The following is a 19,727-nucleotide window of genomic DNA, read 5'->3' on the forward strand; positions in this document are numbered from 1 at the left end:
CGGCGACGGGATGCAATTTCATTAAAATATATATCGCTTAAACGCTTCCATAGCTTCATATTCGGCAAGGCCAAGGCGGTCGTAGCGTTGGGCGGTGTCGCGGGTGCGGTCTTCTGCCCTAACCCAAAACTCTCTTGCATCATCACCCGGGAATACAGGCCTGTCCTTCTGCGACTGGTGTTTGAAGATCGCGTTACGTTTGCGGATCACTTCCTGCGGCGATAAAGGTACAGCCATTTCTATCTCATAAGTTTCAAACTCATGCCATGCACCACGGTACATCCATAACCAGCAATCTTCTACCCAGGCTTCTTTCCCTTTTAATCTATCCAGTGCTGCCAATATGATCTTGAAACATACCAAATGCGTTCCGTTAGGATCTGCAAAATCACCTGCCGCAAAAATTTGTTGTGGCTTTACTTTTTGAAGCAATTCTATTGTTAACTGGATATCTTCCTCGCCTACTGAGTTCTTTTTCACCTTGCCTGTTTCGTAGAAAGGCAAAGCCATAAAATGGATATGATCATCCTGCAGGCCTGCATATCTTGCACCTGAAATTGCCTCTGTTTTCCTGATAAAGCCTTTTACATTCCTGATCTCCTGTGTATCGATCTCGTTTGGCTGTTTATTAGGGAAGAAAGCCCTCATATCTTCATATGATTGTTTCAAATGCGTGGTATCTTCACCAATACTGTTGGTAAAGTCTATCGCAAATTCCATATACCTCAACACATCATCATCCCATACCGCGGTATTGCCCGAGGTTTGATAAGCTACGTGTACATCATGTCCCTGATCTACCAAACGGATGAACGTTCCGCCCATGGAGATCACATCATCATCAGGGTGTGGTGAAAAAATGATGGAGCGTTTTTTGGCTGGCAATGCCCTTTCCGGTCTTTGTGAATCATCCGCATCCGGCTTACCACCCGGCCAGCCGGTAATAGTATGCTGGATCTGGTTAAAAATATCTATGTTGATATTGTATACCGGCCCTTGCTCTACCGCCAATTGCGCCATACCATGGTTATTGTAATCTTCTTCGGTTAGCTTTAATACCGGTTTGTTTATTTCATTGGCCAGCCAGATCACGGCTTTCTTTTTCAGTGTATTGTCCCACACACAGTCTTTTACCAGCCATGGGGTATCAAACCTGGTCAATTCTGATGCTGCCGCCTCGTCGAGCACAAACTCCACATGTTCTGACAATTGCAGGTAGGTGGCTGGTACTTCCCCCGAGATCTCTCCTTCTACTGCTTTTTTAATGATCGGGGCTTTCTTCTTATTCCAGGCCATCAGGATGATTTCCCTTGCTTTGAAAATAGTACCGATACCCATCGTGATCGCTTTAGTTGGTACATTGGCTTTGCCGCCGAAATCCCTTGAGGCATCGCTCCTCGTCAGGTCATCAAGCGTTACCATCCTGGTACCCGAGTTTGGTGCAGAGCCCGGCTCGTTGAAACCGATGTGACCCGTACGACCGATACCTAAGATCTGAAGGTCTAAGCCGCCAAGTTCTTCAATCTGCTTCTCGTAGGCCAGGCAGTAGCCTGCCACTGCATCTTTATCCAGCGTACCGTCGGGAATATGCACATTGGCTTTCTCAATATCTATATGGCTGAACAGGTTTTCGTACATAAAGGTCACGTAGCTTTGTGCTGCTGTTGGCTTCATCGGGTAGTACTCGTCCAGGTTGAAAGTGATCACATTTTTAAAGCTAAGTCCCGCTTCTTTGTGCAATCTTACCAGTTCGGCATATACACCTATCGGTGTTACACCTGTGGCAAGACCCAATACCGCTTTTTCGCCTTTTGCTTGTTTCGCCCGGATCAGATCTGATATCCGGTTCGCTACCGCAACCGAGGCTTCATGCTGGTTGTTATACACGCTTACAGGTAACTTCTCGTAACGCGTCTCTTCCAATAAATTTAATCGTGCCATGAATCTTAGGAAATGTATTTGAGGTTAGTTGTTCAAAACAAATATATCAGATATTTACATAGCGCCACTATTATTTTAACTTTTGCCCCTTGCCGCACAAATAGTAATTTAAGCCCATGATATCATTGAACCAGAACCTGCAGCACCTTTTTAACATTGCTCAAAAACCATCCAAAACGGGCATCGGCCTCATGTCGGGCACCTCGCTGGATGGGCTTGATATTGCTTTATGCAAGTTTACCGGCCATGGTTTAAGTACTCGTTTTGAGCTGGTGCAGTTTATCACCATCCCCTATCAGGATGATTTCAAGCAGGAAGTTCAGCAGGTATTTGCAAAGCGTAACGCCGATCTTGAAAAGGTTACTTTACTCAATGCCTATATCGGCACCTACCATGCCGAGCTGATATTGCAGGCGCTCGGTCAATGGAACGTTGAGCCGGCAGATGTTGATTTTATAGCCAGTCACGGTCAAACTATTTACCATGCGCCACAACGTTTACATCAGCATAAAAACTATCCCAATGCCACATTGCAAATTGGTGATGGCGATCATATCGCCGTAAAAACCGGCATATTAACCATTAGTGATTTCAGACAAAAACACATTGCCACCGGAGGCGAGGGCGCACCGTTGGCCTTATATGGCGATGTTTTATTGGGCAATAAAACCGGCGAAAACCGGGTGCTATTAAACATCGGGGGGATTGCCAACTTAACCTGGCTGCCGGGCGAAGGCGATTTTAACCGCGTGCTCTGCACAGATATCGGCCCCGGGAATACACTCATTGATGCCGCCTGCCGTAAATATTTTGATAAGCCTTACGACGAGGACTCGGCTATAGCTTACAGCGGAACTGTGAATTTACAATTGTTGACAGCGCTCCTCGCCCACCCGTTTTTTAAAGAAAAAGCACCGAAAACTACCGGACCAGAATTATTTAATCTTGACATGGTTGCCGAAGCGCAGCGACAATCAGATACTGCACAAATTAGCAATGAAGAACTTATTTGCACCCTGAGTGCCTTCACAGCGGCATCTATAGGCGGCTTTATTAAGGAAAATATCTCCGGCAATGAGATTAAAATTTTCACCAGCGGCGGTGGTGCCAGGAACCCATTTGTTGGTGGCGAATTAAAAAAATTATTGCCGGAAGCATTGATTGAAGATAGCAGCTCGCTGGGAATTAATCCTGATGCCAAGGAAGCGATATTGTTTGGGTTGTTAGGTAATGAAGCTCTATGCGGCGGCCCCATCAGGATCGGAACTAATCCTGCTGTATTGATGGGGAAATTTTGTTTCCCGGTTTAAAAAGTTGTTCAAAATTGATTTTTCTAAACGTAAAGACGCATAATTGCGTCTCCCATAGGACAAGCCGCCTTGTATAGTGTTTAACCCATCTTGAATTGCATACGGGGAGGCGCAATTATACGTCTATACATTCAAAAACAATCGCTTAAATGTATAAACAATCACCTTCCCATCTGCTGCCTCACAAACCGCCTAACCCGTTGCAATAAGGTACCTTTTCTATTAGCCAGGAAATGCTTGATGGCTTTATAAGCCTGCTCGTTTTCCTGTATCACATCCGGAAATTGTGTTACCTGCTTGCGGGCCATTTGTACATGGTACATATCTTCGTTGTTAGAATGTACACCGGTGCCGTCATGCCCGATATTTTGAATAAGCGACTGCGAGGGATTGAGCGTTAATCCGTTCTTTAAAAAGATGGATGCGTACCACCTGATAGCCCATGAGTTGTTTTTACCGGCTTTAAACTGCTCAATCTGTTTCCAGAAATTCATTTTGCCTTCTATAGAAAAACGGGCTATTTTCAGGTTATCAAACTGGTTGATCAGTTTGTCAACATCGGGTTCAAAGTTTTTCCAGGCACGTGCCCAGGTTGCCCAGCCCCAGCTGGTGGCTGCACGATAAAAAAAAGTTTCGGGCAGGGTTTTATCATGCAGGTTATACATGTATGCACCAATATGCATAACCTGTTCGTGGTTTGCATACTTTGTTAATGCATCATTAAAATATTGCAGCGTATAGGGCGATGATAGCAGATCATCTTCAAACACAATCACTTTACCATACTCGTACACCAGTTTTGTTACCCCGCTGATGATAGATTCGGCCAGCCCAAGGTTTTGATCGCGCAAAACAACTTTTACCGATTTAAAGCCGCTTACATCATTCAACAGCTGCCTCACCTGTTCAACTTTAGGCTTATCGGCATCAGTTTTGGCTGCATCGCAAAAAATGTACAGGCGAGATTCATCGGCCAGCAAATTTTGCTGCAAATAACTGATGGTACGGCGCGTATGCTCGGGCCGGTTATAAACAAAAAGGGCTATAGGGGCAAGATTTTGCATTGTATGAATTCAGCAGGCTTGTATTGAAATTAAATGCCCTGCATATAGCAGGGCATTTAATTTTCAAAGACAAAATTATAGTATAACCCTGCCTTCGCCAACAAATAAAGTAATTTGTTTTTAGCCGGCCGATTTTACTGTAAATGTAGTGCGGCGATTAAGTTGCCGGCCAGCCGGATTATCCTTGCCGTTAGGTAATTTATTAGGCGCAATAGGCATCCTTTTGCCGTAGCCTTTAGCTTTAATACGCGATGATTTAATTCCCTGAAGCAGCAGGTAATCCACACAAGTCTCGGCCCTGGCCTGCGATAACTTCAGGTTGCCGGCATCGCTGCCTATTCCATCGGTGTGCGAGCCAAGTTCTATCTTTATTTTAGGATTATCATTCATAATGGCAACCAGCTTATCAAGTGTATTATATGATTCGGCCCTGAGATGGGCATTACCAAAATCAAAGTAAATATTCTCAATTATTATCGGCACGTTAACTTTGTAATTCTGCAGGCAGGTTTCGGGATTAATCAGCGTGTCAATACCTGGTTTTACTATCGGGGCCGGAACAACTTTAGTAAAATATCCTTTTTGCGAAATCTCAAGTTTATAACTTGGCAGCTTTTCCTTCACCTGGAAAACATAATCTCCTTTGTCGTCGGTAATCTTAGCAACCAGGCCCATTTTTACATTCGGATCTTTAAGGATCACCCTTGCACCCACCATACCACTGTTGGTATGGCAATCAATAACGCGGCCGCTGATGTATAAGAATTTATACTGCCCGGTAAACAGGCTCAGGCAACAATCAGATCCCCGGGCAGAGCTCAGGTAAAATTTATTAGCATTGGTTGGATCAAGGCTGTAATACAGATCATCTTTAGATGAGTTAACCGGATAGCCTAAGTTAACCGGTGCCGCCCAATGACCGAAATCTCCATCGCTACGGTAAACATCAAAGCCGCCCATGCCTGTAAAACCTGTCGAACTAAAAAATAACACTTTATCAGCTTCGTCGTAATAAGGAGATTGTTCATCGTAGGGAGTATTAACGGTATTACCCAAATTGCTTACCGTTTTTGGCTGTCCCGAATCATCGAGGGTACTTTCCCAAATATCATCGCCACCTTCGCCGCCAGGCCTGTCTGATGAGAAAAACAGCCGCCTGCCATCGGGGCTGATATGCGGATGCTTGGAATTATAACCTTCGGCATTAACTGTACTGTTTAGCCTTACCGGCTGCTGCCAAACACTGCTTACCAGCTGACTGAGATAGATAGCCGACACCGTTTTACCATTCTTTTTATACCAGCGGGTTAGGTACATTTTAGTACCGGTAGCATCAAGCGATGGCGTAGCATACTCAATTTGCCCTTCTTTATCAAACACGTTAAAGTTGGTAGCAAGTGCTTTTGTTGAATCAAGTATGGCCGAACTATAGATCCTGTTAGTAAAAAACTTATCCTTATCAACCATACGTGATGAGGTAAACCAATACCTGCCTAAATTTACGGTAAGGGCATAATCGCCCTGATCTTTATTTAAAAACACCAGGGGTGATACATCAACTGCGCGCGGGTGTTCTAATTGCTTCAATGCATACCCGCATGAAGCAATTTCTTTATTAGCAAGTGCAGTGTACTTAGGGTCCTGATTACGCTCTGCAAATTGTTTCAACTGCACCAATGCCTCATCATATTTTCCATTTGCCTGCAAACAGATACCGTACCAAAGCGGGGTTAAAGGATATTTCTCTGCCGATCCTTCATTGCTCATTTTGGTATACCAAATGGTAGCGTCTGTATAATCCTTATACAGGCGATATGATTCGGCCAGTTGATAAATGATGTACTGATTGGTAGTTTCCTTTTTTGAACCGCTCTTTCTGCTTGCTGCTAAAGGCACGCTGTTTTTTGACTCAATGGTTGTGCCATCGGCAATGTGTTTATAATAAAAAGCTGCGGTATAATATTCATGCCTGTTAAAGGCTGTATCGGCCAGGGCCTTGTAATTTTTCGCCTGCCCAAATGAAATCGCCGGAAAAAACGACAGTAAAAAATAAGGTAATAGTTTTTTCATATTATATCCTTGGACAAATTGGGGCCGGAGAATCGGTGTAGCGACTAAAAATATAGCTTATAGATAATTCAAAACCACCACGGCCCGAAGTAACTGCACGGAGCCCGGAAGTGTTAAAATCATAGCTGGCCCCTATAACCATCTGTTTTATGTGGTACCCAACATTAGCAATTGCGGCATCCTGAAGCCGCATCATACCACCCAGTACGAGGCCATTGTCATCCGCAAACTTAAGTTCGGAATATACGCCCAAAGCCTTGATCTCGCCTTTGCCCTGTTTAATGTAAACAACGTTAGGGATCAGGTCAAAAAAATCAGAAGCCTTGATACGGATACCACCATGTGCAGTAAAACGCATAGGCAGCTTGCTGTTGATGCCCCCGGCGGCAAAAGGATCAGTTACATCATTGATATGGTTAATGCTAAGCCCGCCAAAAAAGTTTGCTTTATTCATCGGGTCGGCATTGTAATAATAGATACCGGCTCCGGCGTCAAATACCGTTTTTGATGAATAGCCAAAGTTTTCGAAGTTAGGCAACGTTGGATCGAAACCAGCATCAGGATCGTACTGGTTATCAGACTGGAGCTTGCCCGGGTCAAAGCTGCGGCTGATAACGCCTGCCTGCAAACCGAAATGCAATCGCTGGTTACCATCATCAGACAAGGTTATGCCATAGCCAAATGAGCCGTAAGCCGTAAAATAATTATAACCGGCAGTTCCAGCTTTTTGATCAAGAATGTTAAGGCCGATGCCTACTTTATCGGTAGGTTTAAAATCGGCTGATACACCGGCTGTACGGTAGCCATTGCTGATGTTTGTCCACTGGTCTCTGAAGTTGGCAGATACCCGCGTATCGCCATCAAAAATACCGGTAAGTGCCGGGTTTAACCAAAGTGGATAGGCATAAAATTGTGAAAAATGCGGATCAACCTGCGCCTTCACCGTTCCTGCAGCTGCAAGCTGCAGCGCTATGGTAATAATAAGTAATACTTTCTTCATCGTAATAGCGTAATTGTTCCTTTTTTACTCAATTGCGCCCCATTATTCATTGTTGCTTTTAAATAATATACATATACGCCCACGGGCATTAATGAGCCTTTAAAATAACCATCCCATCCTTTGTTAACATCGGTTGATGTAAAAAGCAATTGCCCCCATTGGTCATATACATAAAAGGATAGGGTGTTGATATTTTTACCGTGTACATAAATAATATCGTTAATTCCGTCGCCGTTTGGTGTAAAGTTATTGGCTACATAAATCACGTTATTGTTATCGATAGTAGTAGCTTTAACTGCAGCCGAGGCCTCGCTGAGCGTACACGATGTAGCGCCCAACGCTTTCACTGTAATAGTTACCGACTGGTTAAGATCAAGCCCGCCTACTTTATGCGTTAAACCGGCGCTTCCTGAACTTGGCGCTGTATAAGTTAAACCATTATCGGTACTTACCAGGTAACTGGTTGCGCCATTTACCGCGCTCCATTCAAAAGTTACGCTTGATGATGTAACTTCACCAACAGTCACCACAGGAGCATCAAGCGGACCCGTCATTTTTACCTGTACTGCAACTCGCTCATTACTGTTACATCCCGTGGTATTTGTGGCCTCCACATAATAGTTTTTGGCCGAAGTCAGGTTACCGGTATTGTATGTATTGCCTTTAGCAAGCAAGTTGCCGCCGGTTGGTGCATCATACCATGATATAACGGCTGCCGCATCTGAAGAGGATGCTGTTAGTGTAGTGCTTGTACCCGGACAAATAGATGTACCTGAAGTATTTACCGTAACCACCGGTAAGGTAACTACAGATAAGCTTACTGTACCCCGCGCCGACGAGCTGCAGCCACCGGCGTTTACCGCCTGAACATAATAAGTTGCTGCCGATGTTAAATTGCTAATAGTATAATTAGGGCCCGAATGCAAGATATTAACGTCGGTTGCGCTGCCATACCAGTTATAAACAACACCGCTTTGCGCGTTTTGTATGGTGATGGTTGTTGTTGAGCCTGAACAAACATTAACGGTGCTTTGTGCAAATTGCGGTACGGCAGGTGGTGGCGCAACTGTTACGGTTACAATTGCCGGCTGACTGCCGCAAGTACCGTTTGACGCCTCAACGTAATAACTTTTACCGGCATTTAAAACGGGTGTGGTAAAAGATGTTCCTGTACCAAGCACTACAGTTTTAGCAGGCGAATCGTACCAGTTGTAAATTAACCCTGCTGTTGGTGAGCTAACTGTAAGCGTGGCTGAGGTTCCCTGGCAGATAGTTACTGCCGACGCTGCGGTTGTTGGCGGTGGCGGGGGAGGCGAAACCTGGAATGTAATCTCATTACTTATAGAGGCTGTTGTACATGCTCCGGATGTCACTATGCGGCGATAGTAAGTGTATTGACTTAAAGCAGGCGGATCATAGTTTTTTGAAGTAGCCCCTGGGATATCAGTAAAAGTTGCATTACCTCCTGATGATGATTGCCACTGGTATGAAAAAGTGCCATCGCCACCGGTTGCAGTACTGCCAGTAATAGAGGTAGGGTCGCCCGTACTACAGAACTGAGTAACTGCAGGTGCAATGATCGAATTATTGCTTACCGCCCTGATGGGCCTAACTGTAACATCGTAAAATGAATCATAAACAATAACGCCGCCGGTACTGGTTTGCCTGCGCAAACTGTATACTATACTTCCTGCCGAATTATTTATTAATGATGATGTGATATAATCTTTCTGCGTATTTGCAGATGGTGCGCTAACCCAGTTTCCGTTACTGTTTATTTGCCATAGGTAACTATCAGGCGTTGGAGTTTTAATATCCCCGTTAAGTACAGCCGCAGCAGCCGAACAAATAGTAATTGCCTGCAGGGGAGCAGCTGTTAAATAATATGGAGTGATTGAACTTTCAACCGATCTTACATCAGTATAGCCCGGTAAGGGAAAATCAAACGCCCGGCTAAAACCAGCGAATGGAAAAAAAAACAGGCAAAGGGCTGCCAATAAAAAACGTTTATACAAACGTACAGGTTCAGGGTGCATAGTTTAAATTAACGGATAATGATAATAATTATCTTTCATATTACTAAATTTTCAGATATTTTAACCGCTAACAAAAAACATTTTAAAGCAAATCGCAATTAATTTAACTCAGTCAAAGGCTAATAAAATGTTTTGTTGTTAATCCAGGTTTCATTGATAACGTTAAATTGCAACGGTATCATGGCCTCTTTTACGGTACAATCAATTATAATGTTCACATTATCAAAACATTTAAGCCGTACATAAAGTCACCCGGCAATAATTGAAGCATATAGCTGTAACGAGGGCAGATAAATTAGTGTTCAACGCACCCGGTTTATGCTTTTTTCAGGATGCGATCAAATATGACATTTATATCTTCTGAGATTTTTAAAGTGTATGCAAGAAACACATAAACTACACCGATAATGACAGAGCGGTAAACCATATCCACAAACACATTTTTTAAAGGAGGCAGGTAAAGGCCTATAAGCAGGCAAACGGCAAAGATCAATAATATATACAAATGTGCTTTTGCAAAAGGCTGCAGGTTAAACTTAATTTTGATAAATAACCAGTAGGCAAAGTTTAGTACAAACATGGTGATGAGGTAAGACACAGCAGCCCCCATCATTCCCATCCGCGGAATCAGGATCCAGTTTGATACCACACAAAGCGTCACCGCCGAAACAATAAAAACTGTAGTTAGCCTGTAGTATCTGGATACGTTCATGATATAGCCATTTAGCCCGCCTGTCATATCAACCAGAAATGCCACACCAACCACTATAAAAACGTCAAAATAAGGAGTATAATCATGTTTGTGCAACAGCATGATGATAAACTGCCTGTTAATAACCAAGCCTGTGAACAGCAGGCAGCCGATAAGCATTTGTACTACCGAGGTTTTGTAATAGATTTTGCCAATTTTGGCCAGATCATTGGCCACCCATGATTGAGCAATGATCTGCAGCGAAGTGCGGCTTAGTGCCTTGGCAGGCAAACTTATAACCACGGCTATGGCGAAAAACGTACCATATATACCCACATAAGCGAATGACTGCTTGGTAAGCAGGCTTAGCATCAGGGTATCCAGGTTTTGGATCATAACAAACGAGCTGCCGCTCAATACCGTAAAAAAACCATAACTGAGAAATGTTTTTCGTTCACTTATCAATTGTGCACTAACAGCCGAAAACTTAAAATGCCGGCCTTTGGCAATATAGGCAAGCAGCAACAGCACAGCTACAAGATTAGCAGTTATATATATCATTAAAAAAACATGATAGTCAATCAGTTTAATGGCAATCAATAAAACTCCGGCAGTTGTAAACAAGCGCAGCCCTACTTCGCGCAAAAACGAAGAAAATACATTTTTAAATACAGTAAGCGCCATGTTTTCCAGTACAGAAAATACCAGTGTAAAAAACGATAGCGGAATCAGGTAGTAAAAATACCGGGTAAGCAGCGGGCCTCCATCCTTATTAATATAATGACTAATAATAGAATCTTTAAAAACTATAAAAAGTATAGTGAATACTACAAAACCAACCAGGCTCCAAACAGTAACGAAAGAGGCAAATCCTCCGTGTTTTTTATCTTCACTCCTGTAGTAAGGGAAATATTTAAGAATGATATTACCGATACCCAATCCGGCAAACTGCGCGTAAAGCAATGAGATGGTTGTTGTCATTAAATTAAAAAAACCGATCTCTTCAATGGTCAGAATCCGCTGAAAAAGGATGATAAGATTAAAAAAACCGAGGGCTACACCCGCGTAAAGTATCAGGCTGTTAAAAAATCCCTGTTTTTGTAATAGGTTCATTTATTTTTTGTTACTGATGCTGCTCTTGATAATGGAATCAAGCAAAGCAATGCGCATGTGAATATCATAATTATCAACCATGTGTTTTCGTGCTGCTTTACCCAGCTGCATAGCTAATTCAACAGATTCGGCCAGTTTGATCATTCGCTCGGCCATACCGGTTACATCATACTCATCAACCAAAAAGCCGGTTTGTCCGTCAACAACAGCCTCCTTTATACCCGAGTGCCGGGTTGAAACCACAGGAAGGCCAGATGATGACGCCTCAAGTACAGTAAGCGGGGTACCTTCTTTATCTCCATTGGCTGCTGTAACCGAATGCTGTACAAATGCGCGCATGGTTTTCATCAATGCCTGTATCTCGGCCGGCTTTAATACGCCGGTAAGTGAGATATGCTCAGCAAGTCCAAGCTCAGTAACCAGCGCACTGGTTTCATCAAACAGCGGCCCGGCACCAACCATCCAAAGCCTGGCATCGGGTTCCCTTTGCTGTACTATTTTGAATGCCTTAACTAATGACTGAGGAGATTTTTTTTCAACAAAACGACCAACAGATAAAAAATGCTTGGCTGAGGCGGATATATCAAGTAAAGGAAAAGCTGCCGTATCCACGCCGCATGATGCGGTAAATACTTTATCGGCAGGGGCACCCATTTCTTTCAAGGTAGCTGCCATATCAACAGATACAGCAATAAAAGCACTTGCGTACTTAAATGCGTCCTGATACAGGCTTGCATAAGCAGCAACTGTATCGCGGTGATAAACATCGGCACCATGAAAATGAATTATCAATGGAACCGCAGCCATTTTACAGGCTTCCGTAACCGATGCGCCAACCATGCCATATTCGGCAAAAACGGCGTCTATTTTATGTGCTTTGAGGTATTTATACAGGGCAAGAGTACGTACCCTGATATTTTTCTTTTTAAAAATCCGCTTTTGAATCAGATAACTCAGCAGGCCCAGTTTTGAGCGGATCAGCGTTTTTCCCTCATGGTCATATACCGGGAACGCGCCTCCATACAATACTTTTTTATTGCCTGCGAGATGGTCAATATGCGCTTGTATAAAAGTTTCAGAAAAAGCAGACTTATTGGGCTTTATGATACATAAATTATACAACCCGCTCATATTAACCTAACTTTTTACGAACATAATACCGGCGGAAGAAACTGCCTAATTTATAAACAGCCTTGTTAAAGATCCTTCTGCTGCGTTGTGATGCAGTTACCGGTTTAGGCTGAAAGAATGCGGCTTCGAAATCGTCATTTTTTTCCAGTACGATGTGGGCATAATCGCCTACGTTCCATACGTTTTTAAGTTCGTAAAAAACCACTTCGGTACCGGTATCTGCGGCAAGTTTGCCAATAACATCAAAAGATATATGCTCATCAACAGGCTGCATTGTTTCCGGCTTATTCACCAGCGACCATTTTAGGTTTGCCGGGGTTGGAACCGTTAAAATGATCCGGCCTTTGTTCCGTAATATTTTTGCAAGCGCGGCATGAACAGCCGGCCTGTCGGTAACAGCAATGTGTTCATATACATCCATGAAAATGATCAGGTCAAACTGCTCGTTAAAAGTATCCGGGGTAAGGATGCTTTCTTTAAAGCTGAGTTTGCTGTCACCAAAAAGCTTTTGAGCAATCTGGATAGACATGGTGCTGATATCGATACCAGTAATAACAGCATCAGACCAGTACTTACGCATGCGCGAACAAATATTGCCCATACCACAGCCTACCTCTAAAATACGGGCCGGTTTTGATGGCGTAAAACGCTTAATGGTATCCCACCCAAACTCAATACGGGGGTTAACTACAATATAATCATTAAGCTTGTTTTTAACGTGCTCATCATAATAAGACACAACATTTTCGCGGTTCGGATTTCCAGTCATTACAGATACAGAGTATATAAAGCTATGCTTTGCAGGTACAAAGTTAATAAATAATATTAAAGGGGCTTTTGGGCAACAATTACGTAAATGGCACCATCGCGGTCGCGTTGTGCCTGCGTATTTATCTTATTAAACAAGCCAATCATAGCCTGCATTACCAATGCAAAGGGAGGGATCAAAAATTTAGGCATTTTAACCGCAATACCATCTTGAAACAACTGTAAACCGCTTGCCGTCAAACCCATAATACCATAAAAAGAATTGATTTTAAAACCTTCGGCCTCAATAGTTTTCCTCAAACCGGCGCTTGTCCACCTCCAGTAGTCGTTGGGTGTGGGGTGGTAAAACCAGTAGCCATGGGTAGTTATAATGGCCGAACCGCCGGGTTTCAGGATCCTCATAGCCTCCTGCAAATAGCCCGAGGGGGTATCAACGTGTTCCAGCACCTGGTTGCTAAGTACAATATCGCAATAATTATCGGGCAGGGTTGTTTTACTGTCGAACCCGATATGATGCTCGGCCTTCGGGTTCATCTCCAGGTCGATACCCAGATATTTACCAACAACAGGTTCAATCAATTCGCGATACGGCATATCACCACAGCCAAAATCAGCAAGCAGCAAGGTTTTATTATCAGCAGTGAGTTGCTTTACTATTTCGATGGTTTTATCCCTTAATTGTGAAAGGGATACATAGCGCGTGTGAAAAACAGAGGGATATAAACGGTCGTTACCTTTCATGCGGCTAATTTAATAGTTTTACTTAGTTTTTCACCGGCTGCCTGTAATGTAAAACAGGTTTTACCTTGCGGTAAAACCTGTCTGCTTTATCTAACTATGATCGTGTATTTTTTCAGGATCAGTTATTCTTTTTAACCGATCCTTCAGCTGCCTTCTTCTTTGCAGCAGATTTCGTGGTCACAGATACAACACCATTTTTAGCCCTATCCCCATAAATAGCCTCAGCAGTTTTGTCTTTCATCACGTTTATTTGTTCAATATCGTTCGGATTAATTTTATCAAGTGATGATCCTTCCGCCAGGACTACCCCGTCGATAATAATTAAAGGGGCTGATTTACTATCACCCGCTATGATTTGAGATTTTGTAGTGTCAGTGATCACTTTGCCGGTATAAATTACCTGATTGGCGTTTGATGGATTTACAACAGCCCCCGTTCTATTTTCACCGGATTTTGCTGGCTTGCTATCAGCCAGTGTAAAGCTAATAGGAACCGAATATTGCACCCTAACCGGTTTACCGTTCTGTATCCCTGGCTTCCATTCTGGAGATAATTTAAGCACCCGCAACGCTTCTTCATCGCAGCCATAACCTATCCCTCTTAAGATTTTAATATCAGATAATGCTCCATCTTTCTCGACAACGAATGTCGCTATAACACGCCCCTGGATATTTTTGTCGTGCGCCTCTTTAGGGTATCTGATATTGGTCATCAAAAATTTACCAAATGCATTTATCCCACCCTTAAACTCGGGCACCTGCTCAACCGATGTGAAGACCTGGTTGGTACCTGATTGCGCCGAAGCTATTGAGAAAGTTGCCGGTGCCGTTGTTTTTGTAGTGTCGGCATCAGGCGGAAGTGTGAAACTGATAGGCACAGAATATTGCACCCTTACCGGGCGATTGGCCTGCATACCTGGTTTCCAGTTAGGTGATAATTTTATAACCCGTAAAGCCTCGTTGTTCAAATCATCTGCAACGCCCCGAACAACTTTTTGATTTGACAGCGAACCATCTTTTTCAACAACAAAGGTTATGATCACCCGGCCTTGAATCTTTTCGTTGCGGGCCTTGGGTGGATACTTTATATTGGTTGTCAGGAATTTGCCGAAGGCTTCAAGTCCGCCCGGAAATTCAGGCACCTTTTCAACCGATGTATATACTGGAGTCGTGTCAGCAGCTGCAACCGGTCTGTCCTCTACAGTTGGCGGGGCAATAGTTATTTCGGTCATCTTACTTGCCGGTGTCGAAAAAACTTTATCCGCTTTTGTGTTGATTACCGTTATAGCATCACTGTTATTGATAGTTGCCGATGAGAGCACCATCATCAAAATAAACAATGGGGCCGAAAGGCCATACTTAATCAGTTTAATGCGATGTGATCTGTTTTTCTGTAACATAATGATACGTTCCTTCAAAAGGCTTTTATTAAAAAATGAATTTACCAGGTTATGTGATGGAGCATGAAACGTTTGGCTCAGCAGCAGCATGGCATAATCGGCCTTATCTGTACCGGCATTAACAGCGTGCCTGTCGGCAATAAACTCATGGATATGCTTTATTGCCCGGCGATAGAAATACACTATCGGGTTAAACCAGTTAACGATCATAACCAGTTCAATCAATAGCACATCGGCCGAATGCCATTGTTTGGCATGCACATCCTCATGCGCAGCAATAGCTTCGTTAGCCTCGCCGTCGGCATTTAGTTTTACCTTTTTAAAGAACGAATATGATACAGCAGATTCGGGCTGACTGATCACTTTTTTCAGCTTGAATAACTGCCAGGCCAATCTTACCGACAAAAATGCGATGCCTGCAGCATATACGGCAAACAAGATCTGCCCTATACTAACCGGCGATTCTTCTATCGGCTTAAAGTGATAAACCAGTACGGGGCTGCTGTATAAAGTGTATTTTACCTGCTGGGTTATGAACAGGTTCTGCACCCAGTCGGCCTGGATAACAGGTATCATAAATGATAACAAAGCGGCACTTACCAGGTAAAGCCTGTTAAGCTGAAAAAAGGTTTCTTTACGAAGCAAAAGCACATAAAACCCGTAAAACAGCAACAGGTATATGTTTACCAGTAATAAATATTGCCACCAGCTCATAATTATTTTTCTTTTAGTTTTTCAATCAGTTTCATGATCTCATCGGCCTCTTTCAGGTCGATTTTCTCTTTCTTTACAAAAAACGAAAGCATCCTGTTAACAGAATTATCAAAATAGCCGCTTAACAGTTTATCGGCAGCAAAACTCTGATACTGTTCTTTGCTTATCACAGGGTGATATTCGTGGCTTTTACCAAATGCAGTATGGCCAACAAAACCTTTGGTTTCCAGGATCCGGATAATAGTCGACACGGTATTATAGGCGGGCTTGGGCTCGGGTAATTGGTCGATAACGTCTTTAACATACCCTTTTTTTAATTGCCACAGCACTTGCATGATCTGCTCTTCGGCGCGGGTTAACTCTTTAATTTCCATGTGCGTACTTTTAAATTAATACCTCGTGTATTAATATGTTTAATTGTGAAAACTAAGTTAAGGGACATATTTTAAATTTGCAACTAAATTTTTAGTTATTAATTTCTTAAACTTTAAATGACCATATTCGTTGTGTTGATCACATCCAATTATACATGAATATAACCTTCCATGGTGCTGCCCGTAATGTAACCGGCAGCAAACATTTACTCCGCTTAAATAACGGTACCAGCATATTATTAGACTGCGGCATGTTTCAGGGCCTGGGCGAACAAACCGAAGAAATGAACGAACATTTTGGCTTTAACCCCAAAGGGGTTACGCATATGATCCTGTCGCATGCGCATATAGATCATTGTGGTTTGATACCGCGCTTGGTTGCCGAAGGCTTCGACGGAAACATTTATTGTACTTCGGCCACCATGGACCTCACACGTATCCTGCTGCTCGATTCGGCCAGGATCCAGGCCCAGGATGTTGAATATGATAACAAGCACCGCGCCCGTAAAGGCCTTCCGCTGCTTAAACCTTTGTATACCGAAGAAGATGTAATGGACGCCCTGCGCCTGTTTAAGATCGTTGAATATGGTGAAGAATTTGCCATTACCCCCGAAGTAAAATTTAACTTTACCGATGCCGGGCATATTCTTGGCAGCGCGGCGGTACATATCACAGCTACCGAAAACGGAAAGGACACGCACATCACTTTTAGCGGCGACGTTGGCCGGTATGGCGATCTACTGTTGAAAAGTCCGCAAACCTTTGAGCAGGCCGACTACATCTTGCTCGAATCAACCTATGGCGACTCGCTGCATAAAGATCTGGGGCCAATTGAAGAGTCATTATTAGAAGTTATTAAACAAACCTGCAATGTAAAAAACGGTAAAGTGATCATCCCCGCATTTAGCGTTGGCCGCACGCAGGAATTACTATACGCCTTAAACAGTCTTGAGTTGAAAGGCACCTTACCCGATGTTCCTTATTATGTAGATAGCCCCCTATCCGAAAAAGCTACCCAGGTGCTGATGAACCACCCCGAAGTTTACAATAAAAATGTACAGGAGGTTTTAAAAACTGATGCCAATCCTTTCGGCTTCAAAGGCCTCCGATTTATTGAAAGCGTGGAAGAATCAAAGGCGCTGAACAATGACCCGCGACCATGTGTTATCATATCCTCATCGGGCATGGCCGAAGCCGGACGGGTAAAACATCATATCAAAAACAATATCAGCAACCAAAAAAACACCATTTTAATGGTTGGCTACGCAGAACCAAATTCATTAGGCGGCAGGCTTTTAAGGGGCGATCACGAGGTACATATTTTTGGTGAGCAATACGAAGTTAAAGCCGAAGTTCGCTCCATCAAATCAATGAGTGCCCACGGCGATTATGATGACCTGCTCCACTTTCTCACCTGCCAGGACCCAGCGTTAGTAAAAACCGTTTTCCTGGTTCATGGCGAGTATGACGTTCAGCAACATTTTGCCGGAAAACTAAAGGAGCATGGTTTTAATCACATTGAGATCCCGTATCAGCATCAAAAGATAAATTTGGAGTAAAAACAATAAAGCGTCATTGCGAGGTACGAAGCAATCCCAAACTATACAGAGCGGCTCTGCTAATCGGGGATTGCTTCGTACCTTATAATGACGTCTGTAGAAGCCTTTCGGTTACCCTTTACCCCTTCCTTACCTGTTTTATCACCGCTATGATATCCTCCTCACCAAAGGCAGCTTCAGCATCCTGGTAAGTTTGATACGCAGTTACCCCCAGCGGAGTGGCAAGGCCAAGGTTTTTGGCAAGGCGCAGATCTTTGGCAATGTGTTTTAATGCAAATGCTGCGTTATAATTATTGTTAACAATGGCATCACCTTTTATTTTGATGAAAGGACTGCCCAAGGCACTGTTACCGATCAAGGTTGTCAGTGCCTCTGCATTAATGCCGTTTTGTTGCGCCAGCGTTATTGTTTCGGCAAGGCCCTGCGCTACAATGCCCAGAAAGGTATTGATAGCCAGTTTGGCCACATTGCCTGCGCCGGTATCGCCCACCTGCATAACAAGTTTGCCCATTTTTTCAAGGATAGGTTTAGCCTGTTCAAATGCACCGGCCTCACCTCCAACCATGATCACAAGCATAGCATCTTCAGCTTGCTTTACACTGCCCGACACCGGGGCATCTAAATAACTGTTTCCGCGAGCCTTGCATGCGACGGCCATTTCCTTACTGATAGCAGGCGATACAGTACTCATGTTGATGATGATCTTGCCGCTCGCTTTTGAAGACAGTAAACCTTCACTACCGTTAAAAATATCATGGATAGCCTTGTCATCAGATACCATTATGAAAACCACATCGGCATCGTTTAATAATAAAGCTGGCGATACCGCAGTACCTATCCCCTGAGCTTTAAACCCATTCTCCTTTTCCTTACTGCGGTTATACACGCTGAGCGGATATCCGGCTTTGATCAGTTGCTGCGACATGGGGATTCCCATTTTGCCTAAACCAATCCATCCAATTTTAACTGTATTCATAGTAGCTATTTGGTTTTTTATTTATATAGATTTTATTGATACCTGTTTTCAACGCCATTTAAACCGGAAATTTAATTCCCGACAGCCTTTCGCACTCGGCAATGAAACGGTCCTGAACTGCAGGATCTGCACCAGCCGGATGAACAGAACGTAATTTTTTATGATAGAAGTATTTCCCGCTTACAAAAACTTCCGGCTCACTACCTGCAGCCAGCCATACCTGTGTTTTTGGCGCATCCTCCAGGCTATCCGGAGCGCCAGGGCCACCCATTTTGGTTGCCACCCAACCAGGCTCCATTGCGTTTGAAAATATACCGGGCCATTTGCGGGCGGCGTAAAAGGCAAGGATCACGTTATGCAATTTTGAATCGGCATAAGCCATATACCCGTTCCAGTTACGAACGTTCCATTCCAGGTCGCGCAGTGTGGCGTCACCATCTTTGTGCAGGCCCGAACTGGTATATACCAGGCGTTTAGGCTTATTGATAATACAGGTAAGGATATAAGGGGAAAGACTGTTGATGGCAAACACGTGCGGCAGGCCATCTGCCGTTGTCAATCGTCGTGCTTCCTGGTATCCCACAGCAGCATTATGGATAACAGCATCAAATGCACCGAGCTTATTAACCTGTTCTGCAACATGGATACTCCCGGCAATAGATGCAAGATCGCCGGTTACTACTGTTTCTGCTTTGGGTACAGCCGCCAGTGCCTCTTTGGCGCGGGCTTCGTTACGGGCATGCAAAACTACGCTATGACCCTCTTTTACTAATATCTGTGCGGCCATCTGCCCTAAACCATCAGCCGAACCTGTTATAAATATTCGCGACATATTATCTG

Annotated in this window: 15 protein-coding genes; 2 read left to right on the forward strand and 13 right to left on the reverse strand. The window is 43.6% G+C overall.

The genetic code is table 11. The annotated features are described in order from the left end of the window. Positions 1 to 21: 21 nt before the first annotated feature. Complete coding sequence (gene nagB / locus MTO98_RS31495; RefSeq protein WP_243483337.1) at positions 22 to 1,941, reverse strand: glucosamine-6-phosphate deaminase; 1,920 nt, start codon at positions 1,939 to 1,941, stop codon at positions 22 to 24. Between the two features lie 116 nt (positions 1,942 to 2,057). Between nagB and MTO98_RS31500 the strand changes: the two genes are divergently transcribed. Then, on the forward strand, positions 2,058 to 3,251 hold the full coding sequence (locus MTO98_RS31500; RefSeq protein ID WP_243483339.1) for an anhydro-N-acetylmuramic acid kinase: 1,194 nt from the start codon (positions 2,058 to 2,060) through the stop codon (positions 3,249 to 3,251). A gap of 161 nt (positions 3,252 to 3,412) precedes the next feature. Here the strand turns inward: MTO98_RS31500 and MTO98_RS31505 are convergent, their stop codons facing one another. From MTO98_RS31505 to MTO98_RS31550, 10 genes are all read right to left on the reverse strand, one after another. Beyond that, positions 3,413 to 4,315, reverse strand: coding sequence for a glycosyltransferase (locus MTO98_RS31505; protein ID WP_243483341.1), 903 nt, complete (start codon positions 4,313 to 4,315; stop codon positions 3,413 to 3,415). 120 nt (positions 4,316 to 4,435) lie between these two features. Beyond that, positions 4,436 to 6,385, reverse strand: coding sequence for an OmpA family protein (locus MTO98_RS31510; protein WP_243483343.1), 1,950 nt, complete (start codon positions 6,383 to 6,385; stop codon positions 4,436 to 4,438). A gap of 1 nt (position 6,386) precedes the next feature. Beyond that, positions 6,387 to 7,385, reverse strand: a complete 999-nt coding sequence (locus MTO98_RS31515) for a PorP/SprF family type IX secretion system membrane protein (protein ID WP_243483345.1) — start codon at positions 7,383 to 7,385, stop codon at positions 6,387 to 6,389. Next, entirely contained in the window at positions 7,382 to 9,421 is a 2,040-nt protein-coding gene (locus MTO98_RS31520; protein WP_243483347.1) for a gliding motility-associated C-terminal domain-containing protein, read from the reverse strand. Before MTO98_RS31520 ends, MTO98_RS31515 begins: the two co-directional genes overlap by 4 nt. A gap of 316 nt (positions 9,422 to 9,737) precedes the next feature. Further along, on the reverse strand, positions 9,738 to 11,225 hold the full coding sequence (locus MTO98_RS31525; protein WP_243483350.1) for a lipopolysaccharide biosynthesis protein: 1,488 nt from the start codon (positions 11,223 to 11,225) through the stop codon (positions 9,738 to 9,740). After that, complete coding sequence (locus tag MTO98_RS31530; RefSeq protein ID WP_243483352.1) at positions 11,226 to 12,356, reverse strand: glycosyltransferase; 1,131 nt, start codon at positions 12,354 to 12,356, stop codon at positions 11,226 to 11,228. It lies immediately after the preceding gene. A gap of 1 nt (position 12,357) precedes the next feature. Further along, positions 12,358 to 13,125 (reverse strand): bifunctional 2-polyprenyl-6-hydroxyphenol methylase/3-demethylubiquinol 3-O-methyltransferase UbiG, encoded by a 768-nt coding sequence (locus tag MTO98_RS31535; protein WP_243483353.1) that lies wholly within the window; start codon positions 13,123 to 13,125, stop codon positions 12,358 to 12,360. A gap of 56 nt (positions 13,126 to 13,181) precedes the next feature. Beyond that, entirely contained in the window at positions 13,182 to 13,865 is a 684-nt protein-coding gene (locus MTO98_RS31540) for a class I SAM-dependent methyltransferase (protein ID WP_243483355.1), read from the reverse strand. A 118-nt stretch (positions 13,866 to 13,983) separates the two neighbouring features. Beyond that, positions 13,984 to 15,978: a M56 family metallopeptidase gene (locus MTO98_RS31545; protein WP_243483357.1), complete on the reverse strand. Its 1,995-nt coding sequence runs from the start codon at positions 15,976 to 15,978 to the stop codon at positions 13,984 to 13,986. A 2-nt stretch (positions 15,979 to 15,980) separates the two neighbouring features. After that, entirely contained in the window at positions 15,981 to 16,352 is a 372-nt protein-coding gene (locus MTO98_RS31550; protein ID WP_243483359.1) for a BlaI/MecI/CopY family transcriptional regulator, read from the reverse strand. A gap of 155 nt (positions 16,353 to 16,507) precedes the next feature. Between MTO98_RS31550 and MTO98_RS31555 the strand changes: the two genes are divergently transcribed. After that, entirely contained in the window at positions 16,508 to 17,911 is a 1,404-nt protein-coding gene (locus MTO98_RS31555; RefSeq protein WP_243483362.1) for an MBL fold metallo-hydrolase RNA specificity domain-containing protein, read from the forward strand. A 118-nt stretch (positions 17,912 to 18,029) separates the two neighbouring features. Here MTO98_RS31555 and MTO98_RS31560 read toward each other — a convergent pair whose 3' ends face one another. Together MTO98_RS31560 and MTO98_RS31565 are read right to left on the reverse strand one after the other, a co-directional pair. Continuing rightward, on the reverse strand, positions 18,030 to 18,887 hold the full coding sequence (locus MTO98_RS31560) for an NAD(P)-dependent oxidoreductase (RefSeq protein WP_243483364.1): 858 nt from the start codon (positions 18,885 to 18,887) through the stop codon (positions 18,030 to 18,032). A gap of 58 nt (positions 18,888 to 18,945) precedes the next feature. Beyond that, a complete protein-coding gene (locus MTO98_RS31565; RefSeq protein WP_243483366.1) occupies positions 18,946 to 19,719 on the reverse strand; it encodes an SDR family NAD(P)-dependent oxidoreductase in 774 nt (257 codons plus the stop codon). Between the last annotated feature and the right edge of the window lie 8 nt (positions 19,720 to 19,727).

The sequence above is a fragment of the Mucilaginibacter sp. SMC90 genome (assembly GCF_022811725.1).
Taxonomy (GTDB): Bacteria; Bacteroidota; Bacteroidia; order Sphingobacteriales; family Sphingobacteriaceae; genus Mucilaginibacter.